The following is a 17,364-nucleotide window of genomic DNA, read 5'->3' as shown; positions in this document are numbered from 1 at the left end:
CGAGATGAAACAGCCTTAATAAGATAACTATCTGCCTCTATTTAGAAATTGGCCGTAATTCGAGCAACAAGTGATTGCTCAATATAGGTAGGCACAGTATAGGTTTCGTCTGTATTTTTGTACTCTACATGCTTACCAGCAAGCAAATTGTTACCCGTCAACGTAAACGCTACTGTTGGGTTAAATAACCATGACCAACTTAGGTCAAGAGATCCATAATCAGATGTTTTATACGCGGTACCCGATTCGATTCGATATAAGGCAAAGAGGTAGTGGTTACGGGTAATCGATACACTAGACTTTAAGAACAGTTGTGACAAATCGGAAGATTGACCAACGGCGGTTCTCGTTGAATCCGCTAATTGATATTCGTACGAGGTAAAGTTGTAACCTATTTCTGCCTTGAATTCATCGTTTGGCTGCCACCCTAACACGAACTCCGAACCGTTGGTCTTTAGTTCCGCATTTGACACAAAATTATAATCAATCGTCGTATTTTGTAGGGCAATAGCGATCGCAATAGGGTCGTTGAGTGCGATAACTTCTTCTATTGTAAGTGGATTAAAGGTTGCTTCAAGCGCTAGCGCGTTTTTTGACTTGGTTTGGAAAAAGGTAACATCAAAATTCCAGTTATGCCTTAGGTATCGATAACCCAACTCGCCCGAAATTGTTGTCTCAGCGTCTATATCTTCGCTACCGTTTAAGTATAAAGGGATATAAAGATTATCTATACCAGGATTACCTGTCGCAACTTGGTCACCTACTCGTTGACCCGATAACACTGTCTTACCATTTTGCTCTAGTAAAGATGGAACCCTTATAGCTTGAGATACCGATGACCACATTACATGATTATCAGTTGGCTTCCACATTAACCTTGCAATGGGTTGGTGTTCCCAACCAGTAAAATCATTGTGTTCGGAACGATTGCCAAGTGAAAAATTCAACTCTCGTGGAATAAGGTCAATCTGTACCTGTACAAATCCACCGTATTGGGCGGTAGAGTTAATATCTTTGACTGCCAGCATATAGTCCGTGTCTTCGCTATCTATTTGGGTGTGTCTGTAGTTAAGACCCCAGTCAAATTGAATATCGTTAATAATAGTATTCATTTGATAGTCTACATCGACAATACTAAAGCGTTCATTGTGGAAAGCTGAGTCTGCTGACAGGTTGGAATAGGAGGCTTGAATCATTTGACTCGAAATAATATCTATCCGGTGCTCTAGACGCGTCATTAACTTAACATCTTCTCGCTTAAATTCCGTCGTAAGCTGATTCGTTTTAAACGTCGTCAAATCAGATAACGAGACCGTCTGACCGTTATCAATTTTTGTATAGTCCCCTTGCAAAATAAGTGAAAGATCATCGCTTAGGATCAAGTCCGAGCGCAACCCAAACGAAGAGGTTTCCCCTTCATCACTAGAGCGTCCTTTATAGGAGGTGTCTGAACGTTCAGTTTCTCGACTTGAAGCATAGACTCGATACGCACCATACTCACCTAAGTCTGACCCGAACCGCCCCGTTACTTGATGGTTTAATTGTGAACCGGTTTCTACCTGAACTTTTGTTGCACGCGTGTCCTCAGAATGCATAGTTATAATATTAACGACACCATTTGTCGCATTACTTCCCCATAACAACCCTGACTGACCACGTATGACCTCGATTCTTTCTATGTCAAAAATTGGTACATTTATACTTTCCCAATCAACACCAGCGAAACCAGGGTTATGAATACTCTGGCCATCGATCATTACAAGTAATTTACTTGAATATCTACCTGCTGGTGCTCTAGATGTTATCGCCCAAACATTATTGTCGATTTTTCTTACCTGCAACCCAGGGACTAATGTCAATGCTTGAGGGATTGAAGTAACACCAGATTTAACCAGTTCATCGTTAGATAATACGTATATAGACGCTGCGGTTTCAGATGTAGATTGTAAACGCTTCATCGCAGCATTCGCTTGGACATCGGTTGCCATCAGTGTTTCTAATTCTAAACTGGGCAATAAAGAAGCTTCTTCATTTGCAAAAACAGAACAAGACAAAGCCATGGGGGCTAAGTAAATAAAACGCATTAAATAATCCTGATATATGTTTGATCTAATATTTTCGGCATCGATAGCTATCCATCGTTGGTATCGTTAGCTCTCTGTCAAAACAAACTCTTGACACATCAAATGCTAAATAGATTAAACTAAAGTATAAGCAACCTAGTTAATGTGATTTGTACCGCATTAACTACTCTTACCAGCCAATATGCGTCTATTTAACCCTTCGATTTGTACTCAATGTTTTGCTTATTTGTTAATAAATTGTTTATAAATATAATTAATTTAATACATTCTTATAAATGAGCATAAAGTCGTATTGACAATATAATTAGTGTGGTTAAAAATAAATTGTGATTAATAAAATTTGAATATATCTTATGTATTTTGAACGTAGAGAACTAGAATCCCTCATTAAACGAGATAATAATGGTTACTATTTTGCAACTTACAATGGATTGTTACTCAATAGTGTATATCAACCAATATTGAAAAGTGACACTCATATTATTGGTTACGAGGCATTACTTCGAATAGAGACCATCGATGGACAAGAGATTCGTACAGATCTTTTCTTTAGAAGTAACCTTTTTAGTTTCGATTGCAAAATATTCGTTGAACGCCTTAGTCGCGCGATCCACATAAGAAATTTCGCCCTATCATCAAAACGGCGCTCTACCTTATTTCTAAATACTATTCCCCGGTCTAATGAGTACTTTCTTAATAACAGTCGCAATACCAAACTGCTTATGCAACGCCTAGATGAATTAGAGATAAAGACGAGCCAGATTGTCATCGAGATCGTGGAGCTAGATAGCTATAATCCAAGACGACTTAAACAGTCTATTGACCACCTGAAAGAACTTGGTTTTACCATCGCTATCGATGATTATGGTATTGATTCTTCTGACGTTGATCGTGTTGAACTAGTACAACCAGACATAATAAAATTGGATAAAAGCTTACTGGATGATTTTATTGACGGTAACCAACGAAGGCTATACAAAGCGTTGGATTTGGGTGAGAGTATAAACGCGAAAATCTTAATAGAAGGGATAGAAACAAAAGAACAGTTTCTCAGTGTTTCTAGTCTCAATGTAAGCCTGTTTCAAGGCTTTCACTTTGCGACACCGCTCCGATTAGATGTAGACGGCTAATCTAAAGCAGCTTATAATCACGAATGTCAGGTCTCAAATTCGTTTATTAAATAGACATCTACTGAGTGAGAATATGCAGTGAATAGAAAAAAGAAAATTAATCAAATATTTAAAAAAAGACAAAAAAAGAAAAACTCTAAATTACATACAGACAATAAAGAAAAATATATATCTAAAGCTGACAGAGAAAAATTAGATATTATTATAGAAGAAAATGTTAGTGAAAAAGAAATTCAAGAAGAAGAAGATCAATGATTGATCTTCTTCTTTTTACATTACTTTATTAAAAGATCTTCATCAATTTCATAAAAACGATCCGACGCTTCTATTAAAGATTTTGCTGTAAGATCTTTAACACCGTAAACTTCAACCTCTTTTTTATATTTATCTCTGATTCGTTGTGCAAGCAAATCAAAATCACCATCGCCGGAAAGAAGAATCACGACATCAGCTTGCATCGCCAACTCTATTGCGTCTAGTGTTATCCCAACATCCCAATCCCCTTTCGCAGAACCGTCCATTCTCTGAATAAAAGGCTTCAACTTAACGTTAAATCCTATACCACGGAGTATATGGTGAAACTGCCTTTGTTTGGGGTTGTTGCTTGCTATTGCGTAAGCGTTGGCTTCAACTACCTGTCTATTCCCGGTTGCTTTTCTCCAGAATGCATTGTAGTCAAAATGACTATTAAAACGATCCCTTGTCGTGTAGTAGATATTTTGTACATCTACAAGTATTGCAACTGACTCCATTATGACTCTCTTTGTTGATGAATTCGTTTACGGTAATCTCTCGGAGAACAACCATAAAACACCTTGAATCTGTGGGTGAAATTGTATGGGTCTTTATATCCAAGACGTTGCGCGATCATGGTAATAGACCATTCTCTATTGTGCAGTAAGTCTGCGGCTTTTTGCATGCGTAATGCAATTAGTTTTTTCTGAGGAGAGCGAGCATAAAGCGATTTACACACTCTATTTAATTGCTCTTCACTCAAAAACGTTCTGTTCGCCATCTCTTTCACCGTCCATGGCAAATGAAGTTGTGCTCCTACTTCATTAAATAACGCCTGAACTCTTGCAGTAGAGTTAAATGGTTTGGACTCAACACCTGTTAAAAAACTCGAAATCTCGCTGCATATAAGCTTTCTGTAAGCTGGTCGACCTTCTATCTCGCTGTGCAAAAGCGTCATCAGTGCCCATACAAGTTCCGCGTCCTTAAAGGGTATAACCGATTGACCAAGTTTGGCTATCTGAATCCACTTTTCTTTATTATTAAGGAGAACCCAGACCATTTTCCATTGCCCATCAGGTTTATTTAACTCAAATCGAAACGGAGTAAGTGCAGGTAAAACAGTCAGTGTGTTTTGTTTCAGTACCACCTCACTTGTTGCCGTTGTTAGCTTACCTTCCCCTTCAATAGTGAATAGCAGGGTGTGGACGTCAACGCTGTCTCTTTCAACCAGATATCCCCCTTTCAACTCCGCTAATCCAGCCATGAAAAAATGTTGAGTACTGAGTTCTGGGATATCCGATACTGTTAAAAATCGCTCCCTACATTCCGGTGAGAGATAAACAAAATCTTTCCATTCGACTGGAGGCTCAAAATCACTAATGACGGATTTGAACAGGTTTATGCTTTTTTTTGACATGTTATTTATCTTCTTATATGTCTATATTTCACTCTATTAAAAAGGAGGATTCATGTCATACTTAATGCCTGTTCAAACCAACCACCCGCGCCTATTTTCAAGAATAATCAAGCTCGCTCTTCCTGTTGCGATACAAAGCGCGTTGGTATCAATTCTCGCACTTGCTGATGTTCTCATTGTTAGTGAATTTGGTAAAGAGGCAACTGCTGCTGTGGGAATTGCATCAAAATGGCATTTTGTTGCAATTATGATTATGGCGGGGTTAAGTGTGTCGAATGGTGTATTGGTATCGCAATACTGGGGCAAAGATGACCGAAACTCGGCCAAATCAGTAACGCTTTACGCTATTCGTGTTGGCGCGCTAATTATTTTACCCGTTACGGTGCTAATTACGTTATTTTCTGGGTTTATTATGCAGGCGCAAACCATGGATTTACGTGTAATCGAATTGGGGTCCCAATACCTGTGGTACAGTTTTCCAGTATTGATATTAACGCACTTCGTCATCGTACTTGAATCTAGTATGCGGTCTAGCGGAGATGCAACCTCTCCACTTTATGTGGGTACTCTAACGGTCTTGTTAAACATCGCCCTTAATTTTTGGCTCATACAGGGTGGTTTTGGTATAGCCCCTATGGGTGTCGCGGGTGCAGCCCTAGCCACCACTATTGCCCGTTTTGTACAGATCGCTTTGATGTATTCATATATGAGGTACCGTCACCATTGGCTCTTCAGTTCTCAACGTGTTGCCTCACCTGAAAAGTTACATGCGTCGTATCGTAAGTTGGCTATACCAAATGCATCCAACGGGTTGCTTTGGGCCATGGGTACGTTAACTTACCAGATGATATTTGGTCATATTGGAACAACGGAACTGGCCGTATTTAGCTTGCTAGGGCCATTTGAATCGCTGTGTTACGCGACATTCTTTGGTCTTTCTGTTGCTTGTTCCGTGCTCATTGGGCAGTCATTGGGCAAAGACCAATTTGGTCAAGCGGTTCAACTAACACGGATACTGTTGAAGTTTGTTTTGATATTTGGCCTAATTCTTGGTGTAACTCTATTCGCTACCAAAGAATGGATACTCACACTACTTAATCTGGATGGAGAAGTGTTTTATCACCTATCACTTCCCGCAATCTCTATCCTATGCTGCGGTATCTGGATAAGAATGCTTAACTTGATCATCATAAATGGGATATTGCGTTCTGGCGGGGACAACCTGTTTTGCCTGCGAATGGATTTTATCGCAATGTGGTTGGTCGGTATTCCCCTCACCGCCTATGGTGCATTCATCGGAGAATGGGGATTTTCCTGGGTTTATGCGATGTTGATCATCGAAGAGGTTGTTAAATTATTGCTCTGCTTTCATCGTTATTTGAAGCTAAAATGGGTTAACAACCTTACTCTTTCTCACGCATAGTTTTTTTGTACTCGGCTTCCTGTTTGGCCAATTCTAATCGCGTGTGACGATTAGATGCATTCACTTTAGGTTGTTCAGGTACCTCGCGCTTTTCGTGCCGAAGGTGCCTAACCGCAAGAATGGGGTGTTTCAATAGCATTCTTGGGCCAGAGTAGCGCATGATCAGCCGCATGCGTTCTTTGGGTTCTGGTTTATAGCAATGAATTGGACATTTATTGCAGGTAGGCTTCTCCTGACCATAAGGACAGCGGTCCAATTTAGTTTCTGCGTAGGTCAAGAGCTCACGGCAGTTCTGACATAAGTTCGACCTGCTACCGTGATATTTTCTGCAGTATATCTCCATCATAGCCGACACCGTTTTAAATTCAGTCGCCAACTCACCACTTAATACTTCACTTACCTGCATTAGTTATCCACTTGAGCAATCTATGTCTATAATTGAAACCATAACAAATAATAAACATTGGTATGAAAAAGGAATATTACTATACAGGGTTTAAAACGTGATTTTTAGTAGAGTATGTTATTCTCTGTCACAGCCACGTAACAAGTTTCTTGAATTGTTCAGGATCGGAACGGTAGTATCAACCTTCGTTATTTTCCGAAACACATTATAAATATAAATCAGTATTCGCACTGATTTCATCTCGAGAGTAAAACCATGTTATCTATATTCGATATCTACAAAATCGGTGTTGGCCCTTCAAGTTCTCATACCAATGGACCTATGATTGCAGGTTTCGAATTTAGGCAAAAAATCGAAAGTCATTTCGACCAGGTAGCGTCAATCAAGGTTGACCTTTATGGTTCGCTCTCATTAACGGGTAGAGGTCACCATACTGACCGCGCTACGCTCATTGGTTTGATGGGAAACCGCCCAGACAATATTCATATTGAACAAGCGAACGCCCTGCTACGCTCTGACATCGACAACAACACACTCACACTTTCACCGAACTACATTATTCCATTTGATTTCAATAACGACATCATTTTTCACAAAGAGAACCTTCCTTTGCATGAAAATGGCATGTCCATTTCTGCATTCGACGGAAGCAATAAACTCATTTCAAAAGAGATCTATTATTCCGTCGGTGGTGGGTTCATTGCTACCGAATCTGAATTAACCAACGGGTCGAGTAAAGACGTTGTTAAGGTTGAGTATCCTTTCCTTTCAGCAGACGAGTTACTGCTAAAAGCGGAGACCAACGGTTTCTGCTTGGGCGGACTTGTTTTAAAAAATGAATTAGCATTTAGACCCCAAGAAGAAATCGATGATAAAGCACGTCAGATATGGCAAATAATGACAAATTGTGTCGAACGTGGATTAGTGACAGAGGGTATTCTTGATGGTGGACTCAATGTAACAAGGCGAGCTCCAGCGTTACATAAAAACCTTGAGGCCAATCATTCTCTGCATAGCGACCCAATGGAGATAATGGATTGGATAAATGTTTATGCCTTCGCGGTGAGTGAAGAAAATGCCGCTGGAGGACAAGTTGTCACCTCGCCAACCAATGGTGCCGCTGGCGTTATCCCAGCAGTATTGATGTATTATCACACCTTTATTAAAGAGTTAGATCTTAAACAGATCAAAGATTTTCTTGCTGTGTCTGGTGCTATCGGGATGCTGTATAAAATGAATGCGTCCATTTCTGGCGCAGAAGTCGGCTGTCAGGGAGAAATCGGTGTTTCCTCTTCTATGGCGGCAGCTGGTTTAACTGCTTTACGCGGTGGTACTAACGAGCAAGTTTGTATTGCCGCTGAAATAGCCATGGAACACTCCTTAGGAATGACGTGTGACCCCATTGGTGGGCTGGTTCAGGTGCCTTGTATTGAGAGAAACGCAATGGGGGCAGTAAAGGCAATTAATGCATCTAGAATGGCACTAAAGAGAAACAGCAAGTGCTTGATTTCTTTGGATAAAGTTATTGATACTATGTATCAAACCGGAAAAGACATGAATAAGAAGTACCGCGAAACCTCGCTCGGAGGTTTGGCGGTTATCCACATGGCACCTCCATGCGAATAATGAATTTACATGACTAATCTAACACGCAATAAAAAACCGAGCCTTGTCAAAGAACTCGGTTTTTTATTATATTAATATCTAAAAATTGGGCGTCATATTTTTAAGCATTAAGACTAACTCGTCTTCTGTCTTTGGCTCGCGCTCAAGCATAATTTCTGGAGACGCTCCCCCTCTCAATACGTATGCTTTAGTGCCGCAATGATCATAGTGATACCAAAGTCCATTTACACACACATCGGTATAGCATCTTGGGTCTTGCTTCAATTCCATAATCCAACCCTCTTGTTGTGTTTCACTAATAATCTCAAAGATAGTAAGGTTATTTTTAACCTAGAAATGACAAATAGAAAATACCACTTTAGTCTAAGCATGAAACAATTCTATCGTCTATCGCCGGATTTACCTCTAAAATATTGACAGAAACAGGTTGATAAACGCTCAGTTAGTACGTTTGCTCTATTGTTTGAATTGCGAATACGTTACCCTATACGGGTAAAAATGGCAGGAAGAATATAACAATGTACGCAGAACAAAAACCATGGCTTAACAGTTACCCGAAAGACGTGCCTGCGTCTATCGATGCCGACAAGTATCAAAATATTACGGATATGTTCCGGGACGTATTCGCTAAGCATCCAGACAAAGCCGCTTTCATTAATATGGGGCATTCGCTTAGTTATAAGGAACTGGATGAAAAAGCGACGGCTTTTGCTGCTTATCTGCAAGTAAAATTGGCAATGAAAAAAGGGGATCGCATCGCATTAATGATGCCAAACCTTCTTCAATACCCCATCGCTATTCTTGGTTCTCTCAAGGCAGGATTGGTGGTAGTAAACGTTAATCCTCTCTATACGCCGAGAGAACTTCAACACCAGTTACGCGACTCAGGCGCAAAAGCCATTGTAGCGGTGACAAACTTCGGCAACAATCTTCAAAAAGTTATCAACCAAACCAGTTTAGAACATGTCATTCTAACTCGAATAGGTGATGAATTTACACCGTATAAACGTACACTGGTTAATTTTGCCGTTAAGTATGTTAAAAAAATGGTGCCAAAATATAATCTACCTGGCGCCATCTCGTTCAAAAGAGCCTTAACTCAAGGTAAAAGCCTGACACTGAATCCACCGCTTATAGAAAACAGTGATCTTGCTTACCTCCAATACACGGGCGGTACAACAGGGCTTGCTAAAGGGGCCATGCTTACGCATCGCAACATTATTGCAAATGTTCTGCAGGTTAATGCGCATTTTTCACCTCGAACCTTAGTCGAGAACGAACACGCCGTCACACCTCTGCCTCTCTATCACATTTTTGCTAACTCAGTCAGTATGATGTTGATCATGTATTTTGGTGGTACTAACCTACTTATCACGAATCCTCGAGATATGGATAGTTTTGTTAACGATCTAAAGAAATATCCTTTCACCATGATGTTTGGTCTTAACACGCTTTTTAACGGGTTAAACAATCATGCTGGCTTTCGATCATTGGACTTCAGCCATGCTAACTTCACTATTGCAGGTGGAATGGCGACACAAAAACATGTCGCGGACGAATGGCAGAGAATTACAGGAATGCCAGTCGTTGAAGGTTACGGCTTGACTGAATGCTCCCCTGTCGTTGCTGGTGGTGTCCATACTCAACAGTCCTTTGTTCCATCTATTGGAGTGCCCTTGCCTAGTACTGAGTTAAGAATAGTCAATGAGCAAGGCAACGAACTTCCTGCCGGAGAAATTGGTGAGATAGAGATTCGCGGTGATCAGGTCATGAAAGGCTATTGGCAACAAGAACTTGAAACTAAAGAAGCCTTAAAAGAAGGCGGTTGGATAAGTTCTGGTGATATCGGCAGGATGGATGACCAAGGATTTTTCTATATAGAAGATCGTAAAAAAGACATGATTCTAGTCTCCGGTTTTAATGTCTTTCCTACCGAAATTGAGGAAGTCGCCACTCTGCACCCTAAGATTGTCGAGGCCGCCGCAATTGGCGTACTAGATGACGTCGCCGGAGAAAGGGTTAAACTTGTTGTTGTCACTAGTGCGCCAGTTACTGCAGACGATATAAAGAAGCACTGCCGTCAACATTTGACTGGCTATAAAATCCCAAAAATCATTGAATTTAGAGAAGAACTGCCAAAAACTAATGTCGGAAAAATCTTAAGAAGAGAGTTGAGGGACTGATCGCTTTTAATCATCCCTAACACGTCATTGCTCTAATAGATTTCGAGCCTCGCTGGTCTGGTGAGGTTCGACCTCTGATGGTGATATGTTAAACTTTTTCTTGAAGGCTTTGCTAAAATGGAACGCATCAGTGTAACCAAGTTCATAAGCGAGTTGTGTGATGTTATGTGTGCCCTTTTTTAACAGAGTGTGCGCAATTTCAAGTTTAATCGTCATGTAATAGTCTTTCGGTGATTTACCCGTTTGCTTAGTAAATAGCTTGCGCATATGTTGCTCACTGCAACCAACAAAAGAAGCCATCTCCTTAACGGTCCAGTTTTCCGAAATTCGGTGATACATTTCGTCTACAACAGTGGCAATGATCCTTTGTTGTGGTGTCTTATCTTTGAAATTAGCGTTAACCAACCATTCGTAGAATATTTTAGTAAAAATTGCTGCTGCATATGAGTTATGGTAGGTCTCATTATAATTCAACTGCTTCTTTAATTCCTCCAGTTGTAATTCATAATGAACTCTATTTTCTATATTAATAATGCTTTTAAAAGGGATGACCTTTTTCGCATCTTCATCTATAAATATCTCTACCCAATATAACTTCCATGCCAATCCTGTACAGCCGTAACTCAGAATAGATTGTGGTTCAAGAAAGATTAAACTATTCCCCCTGATATTGATGCTATCTGCGTTTTTTACATTTATCACCCCCTGACCACTCTCTGTATAAACAACAACAAGGGTATTGTCTGCGTAAGGAAGCTTACGATCTCTTGGCCAAAGGTTTTGATAACCCCTATCACCATTGACATCCCAAAATGAACGTATCGAAATACCTGTACAGCTCACATTTTTTAGAATTACTAACGGATTATTCTTCATAGTTTCGTTTTATACATGAATCGGTTCGTTAACTACATCTACATGATGTCGTTTCTAACCAATACTAGACCCAAGGTGATTGAAATCCTTTATTGAATGACGAATAACGTGACGTATCTCTTTATTATTAACGAGAATTAGCAAGTTTAAAGTTAATCACTAGAACATCGCCCTAACCTTAATTACCCTTACAATAAAAGCACATTGAACGGAATAAAAGTGCTTCACACATGGAGAATAATATTATGATTGCCATTGGGTCATTTATTATATTTACACTGTTAGTAGCGTGGATATCATATCGAGTTACTAAAGATGAAAATTTAAACGAAACAACGGGTTATTTTTTAGCCGGTCGTAGTCTTCCCTGGTTTGTTATTGCAGGTTCGCTTTTTCTAACCAATATTTCTGCAGAGCAATTAACGGGGCTCAACGGCAATGCCTTCGCAAATGGCGCAAGTGTTATGGCATGGGAAACTGTAGCCGCGGTAACAATGATAATACTTGCTGTTGTTTTTCTTCCTAAGTTCTTACGCGGTGGCATCGCCACTGTACCTCAGTTTTTAGAAGCTAGATACGGCAAGCGAATGAGAAGTGTCGCGTCATTTATCTTTATTTACGCAATTGTAATTGGCTTCCTACCATTTGTACTTTATGCAGGTGCTATTACCTTAGGTAAACTGTTCAATGTAGCTGAAATTCTAGGGGTCACTGAGAACGTAGCGACCTGGATAATGGTTATCAGCCTCGGTATTATGGGAGGTTTGTACGCCGTCTTCGGTGGGCTTAAGGCAGTAGCAGTTTCAGATACGGTAAACGGCGTGGGTCTTCTATTCGCGGGTTTCTTAGTCCCGGTTCTTGCCCTGACCCAACTTGGTGATGGCAGCATGATTGAAGGTTTTAATATCGTCATTTCCGAGGCACCAGAACGGATGCAAGCGGCGGGTGTTTCAGAAGGAGCGGCGATTCCTTGGCATACTCTATTCTCTGGTATTTTATTAATTAACCTCTTTTACTGGTGTACCAATCAAGCGATTGTTCAACGAGCATTAGGCGCAAAAAACCTAGCAGAGGGACAAAAAGGTGTTTTAGCAGCGGCAATTATGAAAGTTTTTGGTGTCATGATGCTGGTTCTACCTGGAATTATCGCTTGGCACATGCATCAACGCGGAATGATCTCTGTACCTGTTAAAGGGATTTCAGCAGAAGGATTGGAAATTCTTGCTAAAGATATGGCTTATCCAACCTTGGTTAGAGAAGTGCTTCCTACATGGTTAACGGGGTTCTTTGGTGCGGTATTATTCGGCGCTGTTATGAGCTCATTTAATAGTGGAGTGAACAGCTTATCAACGCTTGTAAGCCTTGATATTTATAAAGGGATAATCAACAAAGATGCGTCTGATAGGCAGACGGTTCGAATCGGTAAGATCTTTGGTTCAGTTACTATTGCTATTTGTGTTTGTATTGCGCCACTTATTGCGCAAGCGGATGGTTTATATACGCTAATGCGAACCATTATGGCCGTTATTAATGTGCCAATCCTTACCGTGATTCTTGTTGGTATCGTGTCTAAACGTACACCTGCACTTGCTGCATACATTGCGCTTCCCATTGGTATGGCGAGTTTCTATATCGCTCACTTCGTGCTTAAGGATGACCTAGGGTTCGTCAAACTGCATTGGCTCCACGTTGTTGGTCTTAACTTCTTGTGGATGGTTTCAATCATGATGGTGGTTCGCTATTTCAAACCATTGGAGAGCGCATTCGAACAGAAGTATACCGAACAGGTTGAAGTGACTGAATGGAAGTACGTAAAACACGCTAGCTGGACGGTTATTGGACTGTTAGCCCTGCTTTACACTGTATTTTCTAATATCGGCATTCTCGGTGAGAACGGTAGCCTTACCAAGGTGCTTCTCGTGTTAGCGCTTTTTGGAATGTCCTGCTTTGTAGCTCGAAAAATTTGGTTATCAAAAACATCACCGTCAGCGTCTTCTCTCGCCGAAAACCAATAAGATCAACGGGCCTGAATCTGCACTCAGGACAAGAATTGATACAGCTATTCAGGCTCATTATTTACACTTATCCAGTGAGGATTCTTTTATGCCTGGGGATACCAAATTCCTAAATAGAAAGTCGCGTAAGGGTGCCTACAAAACCTTTGACGTCGCTAACAAACCGAATATCTTCTTAATAACCGTTGATATGATCTCGCCAGATTGTTACAACGATGCTAGACAGCTATCGAGTGTTATCCGTACACCAAATCTAGATCAGATAGCGCAAGAAGGGACTAAGTTTAACCGCGCTTTCACGCCAAGCCCGTTATGCGGACCCGCTAGAGCCGCACTGTTTACTGGCCAACATCCTCCATACTTAACCAATGGCGAAAGAGCACCCTGTGGATCACAGGTCGATCTTGAAACGAGTGATACTATTTTTCAAGATTACCTTAAATCTGAGGGCTACACGCTTAAACACGCTGGAAAATGCCACGTGGGCGTCGCTAAATTTGTCGAAACTTTTGGCGAAAACGTTCACGCGTGGGATCGTTGGGGACCACCCGTATTAGATGATGACCGGTATATCGACTATATCGACTCAATGGGGGTTCTGCCGCCAGTATACAAACGAGAACTCTACGGATTGCAGTCGGATATGGTGAACGTTGGAAATTCGTTCGGCGGATGGATTGAACAAGAAAATGGCCAACCATTCCCAGTTGAAGCTCACTACTCTACGTTCTTAGCTGATCTTACCATTCGTCAGATAAAGGCCGCCAAACGCCAAGACCCAACAAAGCCGATTTTTAGCCAACTTGACTTCTTTGACCCACACCAGCCCTACTCCATTCCGGCCGGTTTTGAAAAACGCTATCAAGAAATTAAGCAAGCTATCGAAATACCAGAGAGTTTTCGTCGCTTAATGGCTTGTGACGATCTCCCAAATAATCCTATCTACAAGCTTTATAGGAAATATTGGGGGATCTACGACGAGCAGACGTTAGTGGATTATATAGCGGGTCACTTACTTCAAGTAGAAGTCGTGGATTATGGCGTCGGAAAACTCATTGACTACTTGAAATCATCCGGGCTTTGGCAAGACAGTTTGATAATATTTTCAGCCGACCATGGAGACATGAACGGAAGAATGGGTATGGCTGATAAGGGGGTCTATTTTCAACCTGATATATTCTCGATTCCTCTGTATGTTAAGCCGCCGCAATCCTATGCATCAGCGATTAGACATAGCGAAGTATTGGTTTCATCACTAGACGTTGCACCAACCGTTTTGAATATCGCGGGTATAGACACACCAACCTATATGGAAGGGGGTAGTTTGCTGCCTCTTACCCAAGGAAAAGAACGTAAACCACTAACCCAAGTATATCAAACAGGCATGCACGTCGGCATGAACCTTGGTGCGGGTTTCCAAATCGAATTAGATAACCGCCGTTGGTTTTACGGTTACAATACCTCAACTGGGTATCAAGAACTCTATGACCTAGATATCGATGATCAGGTTAACCTTTTTTATCTGGAGGAATCCGACAGTATTAAGCAAGCCATAATAGATAAAGGCGCTGAGATATTCAGTTCAGATCCTCGTTGGGCGGGTTATTGGGCATCGTTCCGATTACACAATATGGAACACCTGCCAATGCAGCACAATCAAGATATGCAGATGTTAAAACCTATATTAAGCTAAACTTATCTATCTTGAGTTGCATCAGGTTATTTTTTAAATAAAGCCAGTTTTAAAAAAAAGCTGGCTTTAACTCGCTTATTTCAAGTATATATACAGCCATAACTTTTTTCTGTTCACCCTCATCTGCCACCTCTCTATAAAAGGAGTCTAATTGCAAACAATGACCACTCAAAACCTTCCTACCAATTGCCACGTTATGGCAAAACCATCTGGTTTTGTATGTAATCTCGATTGCAAATACTGTTTTTATTTAGAAAAAGAGAAGCTCTACCCAGAGCGAAATGAAAACTGGAAAATGGACGACGAGACATTAGAACTTTTCATTAAACAGCAGATTGATGCGCAGCAAGGTCCAGACGTTGATATTGCGTGGCAAGGCGGTGAGCCGACCTTAATGGGAATAGCGTTTTATCAAAAAGCCATTCAGTTTGTCGATAAGCACAAAGGTGATAAAAGAGTGCATCATGCCTTTCAAACCAACGGCATTTTGATAGACGACGATTGGTGTGAATTTTTCAAACGTCACAATTTCTTAATTGGCCTTTCCATTGACGGTCCAGCAGAGCTACACGATGCCTATAGAGTAACAAGATCAGGTAAAGCGACACACGAAAAAGTGATGCGAGCGATCAAGCGACTTATTCATCACGACATCGCTTTTAATACACTGACTGTCGTCAATGATATCAATGCCCGCCACCCCAAAGAGGTCTATCACTTTTTAAAAGCGATCGGCTCCAAATTCATGCAGTTCATACCCTTGGTGGAACAACAGACCAAAACCACGAATTCTGGTCAACTCACTTTGATTCACCCTGATTCACCGCTTGAATCTAATGTAACAAGTTGGTCGGTGCCTGCATGGCAATATGGCGAGTTTCTTAACCAGATATTTGATGAGTGGGTTAGAAAAGACGTTGGTACTGTATTTATTCAAACGTTCGATACCGCGTTAGCCAACTGGTGTAAACAACCGGGTGGCCTATGTATATTTTCCCCAACATGCGGAACAGCACTGGCTCTAGAAGCTAACGGCGATTTATACAGCTGTGATCACTACGTATATCCTGAATATAAGCTTGGTAACATACACGAATTATCAATCAAAGAGATGAATCAGAGCGATCAAGCCATTGCATTTGGGCAGTCTAAAAAATCGAGATTAACACCAGAGTGCAAAACGTGCGAGTTTCGTTTCGCGTGTCATGGTGGTTGCCCTAAGCATAGATTTATATCGTCAAAAAGTGGTGCGCCTAATCACAATTACCTATGTGATGGTTATTTACATTTTTTCAATTATACCGCCTCTTACATTGCGACAATGCGCGATTTAGTTGAGTCTGGTCGACCAGCAAGTGACATCATGTGGCAGGTACATCAACATGAAATGCAGCTTAAAAACAGTGCCTCTACCACTGCAAAGGTCGGTCGAAACGACCCATGCCCATGTGGTTCAAACAGAAAATTCAAGCAATGCTGTGGAAAATAAAGACCCTTAATCGCTGACGAGTTTGGCTCTAAATTGAGAGAGGTTATGCAGATTAACGGGAGCGATACCACGTATATTTGGATCGAGTAATCCCTTATCTTTTAGGAGGCGACAGAAACGAATCACGGTTTGTGCTTCTGTCCCTGAAAACTCTGCGATCTCTCTTGCCGTCCATGGGTAATCACTAAAGCGACCGAACAGATCAATAATTGAATCTAGCACTCGGATTTTCGCACCAAAGCCAGCCACATTAGATAGCCTACTTTCTGCTTCTCCTAACTCTCTACACACTGATTTAACTAAGAAGTTTAAAAGATCTGGCGTGTTTTGATAAAGATCTTCGATACGTGAAATATGAATATGGTAAACATTACTTGGTGTTAGGCTACGAGTGGTAAGGTGATACGCTTCTTGACTAAACAACGAGCGATAACCGAAAAACTCACCCTTCCCATACACCCGAATCAAATGTTCTTTGCCGGCTTCCGTATTCTTATACAAGCCAACCATTCCGGAGTCCAATAAATAAAATCCGTTGGCTATTTGGTTTGCACGATAAATAATCTGATTCTTCTCAAAATTATCTTGATGAATTTTTGTATTCTCACTGAGTCGCTTTACAACCGCATCTAATTCAATTGTCATTGTCTCTCATTCGCATAAAAATAATTTATTCTCCAATTATGTCACGCGACATAATCGATGACCTCGTGCTCCTATAGAATAACCTCATATTAGCAACGAAGTACAATTCCTTTATTTATTATGACTTAAACATTACGTCATAA

15 protein-coding genes are annotated in these 17,364 nt (G+C 40.9%); 8 read left to right on the top strand and 7 right to left on the bottom strand.

Annotated features, from left to right (window positions below; genetic code table 11):
• Positions 1-41: 41 nt before the first annotated feature.
• On the bottom strand, positions 42-2,084 hold the full coding sequence (locus tag AACW90_RS10530) for a TonB-dependent receptor plug domain-containing protein (RefSeq protein ID WP_390234018.1): 2,043 nt from the start codon (positions 2,082-2,084) through the stop codon (positions 42-44).
• Positions 2,085-2,437: 353 nt separating this feature from the next.
• Here AACW90_RS10530 and AACW90_RS10525 point away from each other — a divergent pair, with 353 nt between their 5' ends.
• On the top strand, positions 2,438-3,214 hold the full coding sequence (locus tag AACW90_RS10525) for an EAL domain-containing protein (protein ID WP_390234014.1): 777 nt from the start codon (positions 2,438-2,440) through the stop codon (positions 3,212-3,214).
• A gap of 78 nt (positions 3,215-3,292) precedes the next feature.
• Positions 3,293-3,469: a DUF2986 domain-containing protein gene (locus AACW90_RS10520; protein WP_390234012.1), complete on the top strand. Its 177-nt coding sequence runs from the start codon at positions 3,293-3,295 to the stop codon at positions 3,467-3,469.
• A gap of 20 nt (positions 3,470-3,489) precedes the next feature.
• Here AACW90_RS10520 and AACW90_RS10515 read toward each other — a convergent pair whose 3' ends face one another.
• Positions 3,490-3,966, bottom strand: a complete 477-nt coding sequence (locus AACW90_RS10515; RefSeq protein WP_390234009.1) for a LabA-like NYN domain-containing protein — start codon at positions 3,964-3,966, stop codon at positions 3,490-3,492.
• Complete coding sequence (locus AACW90_RS10510; protein WP_390234007.1) at positions 3,966-4,865, bottom strand: helix-turn-helix transcriptional regulator; 900 nt, start codon at positions 4,863-4,865, stop codon at positions 3,966-3,968. The genes AACW90_RS10515 and AACW90_RS10510 overlap by 1 nt, the downstream gene beginning before the upstream one ends.
• Before the next feature lie 52 nt (positions 4,866-4,917).
• Here AACW90_RS10510 and AACW90_RS10505 point away from each other — a divergent pair, with 52 nt between their 5' ends.
• A complete protein-coding gene (locus tag AACW90_RS10505; protein ID WP_390234004.1) occupies positions 4,918-6,288 on the top strand; it encodes an MATE family efflux transporter in 1,371 nt (456 codons plus the stop codon).
• Here AACW90_RS10505 and AACW90_RS10500 read toward each other — a convergent pair.
• Positions 6,269-6,694, bottom strand: coding sequence for a nitrous oxide-stimulated promoter family protein (locus tag AACW90_RS10500; protein WP_390234001.1), 426 nt, complete (start codon positions 6,692-6,694; stop codon positions 6,269-6,271). The genes AACW90_RS10505 and AACW90_RS10500 overlap by 20 nt on opposite strands.
• 255 nt (positions 6,695-6,949) lie before the next feature.
• Here AACW90_RS10500 and AACW90_RS10495 point away from each other — a divergent pair, with 255 nt between their 5' ends.
• On the top strand, positions 6,950-8,320 hold the full coding sequence (locus AACW90_RS10495) for an L-serine ammonia-lyase (RefSeq protein WP_390233999.1): 1,371 nt from the start codon (positions 6,950-6,952) through the stop codon (positions 8,318-8,320).
• Between the two features lie 78 nt (positions 8,321-8,398).
• On the opposite strand, the gene AACW90_RS10490 is transcribed toward AACW90_RS10495, so the two are convergent.
• Positions 8,399-8,590: a hypothetical protein gene (locus tag AACW90_RS10490; RefSeq protein WP_195705169.1), complete on the bottom strand. Its 192-nt coding sequence runs from the start codon at positions 8,588-8,590 to the stop codon at positions 8,399-8,401.
• Positions 8,591-8,838: 248 nt separating this feature from the next.
• Here AACW90_RS10490 and AACW90_RS10485 point away from each other — a divergent pair, with 248 nt between their 5' ends.
• The gene (locus tag AACW90_RS10485; protein ID WP_390233996.1) at positions 8,839-10,503 is read left to right on the top strand and encodes an AMP-binding protein; all 1,665 of its coding nucleotides are present in this window, start codon (positions 8,839-8,841) and stop codon (positions 10,501-10,503) included.
• Between the two features lie 24 nt (positions 10,504-10,527).
• Here the strand turns inward: AACW90_RS10485 and AACW90_RS10480 are convergent, their stop codons facing one another.
• Positions 10,528-11,379: a helix-turn-helix transcriptional regulator gene (locus tag AACW90_RS10480; protein ID WP_390233994.1), complete on the bottom strand. Its 852-nt coding sequence runs from the start codon at positions 11,377-11,379 to the stop codon at positions 10,528-10,530.
• Positions 11,380-11,609: 230 nt separating this feature from the next.
• On the opposite strand from AACW90_RS10480, the gene AACW90_RS10475 reads away from it, so the two are divergent.
• The 3 genes from AACW90_RS10475 to AACW90_RS10465 all read left to right on the top strand — a co-directional run bounded on the left by AACW90_RS10475 (position 11,610) and on the right by AACW90_RS10465 (position 16,576).
• Positions 11,610-13,394 carry a solute:sodium symporter family transporter gene (locus AACW90_RS10475; RefSeq protein ID WP_390233991.1) on the top strand — a complete coding sequence of 595 codons (1,785 nt, stop codon included), beginning with the start codon at positions 11,610-11,612 and terminating at the stop codon, positions 13,392-13,394.
• 88 nt (positions 13,395-13,482) lie between these two features.
• A complete protein-coding gene (locus tag AACW90_RS10470) occupies positions 13,483-15,087 on the top strand; it encodes a sulfatase-like hydrolase/transferase (protein ID WP_390233988.1) in 1,605 nt (534 codons plus the stop codon).
• Positions 15,088-15,247: 160 nt separating this feature from the next.
• Positions 15,248-16,576: an anaerobic sulfatase maturase gene (locus AACW90_RS10465; RefSeq protein ID WP_390234341.1), complete on the top strand. Its 1,329-nt coding sequence runs from the start codon at positions 15,248-15,250 to the stop codon at positions 16,574-16,576.
• 6 nt (positions 16,577-16,582) lie between these two features.
• On the opposite strand, the gene AACW90_RS10460 is transcribed toward AACW90_RS10465, so the two are convergent.
• On the bottom strand, positions 16,583-17,221 hold the full coding sequence (locus AACW90_RS10460) for a Crp/Fnr family transcriptional regulator (RefSeq protein WP_195705173.1): 639 nt from the start codon (positions 17,219-17,221) through the stop codon (positions 16,583-16,585).
• Positions 17,222-17,364 lie beyond the last annotated feature (143 nt).

The sequence above is a fragment of the Vibrio frigidus genome, from assembly GCF_042465995.1.
Taxonomy (GTDB): Bacteria; Pseudomonadota; Gammaproteobacteria; order Enterobacterales; family Vibrionaceae; genus Vibrio.
Note: the sequence above shows the minus strand (reverse complement) of the source record. Positions and strands in the feature narration are given on the sequence as shown.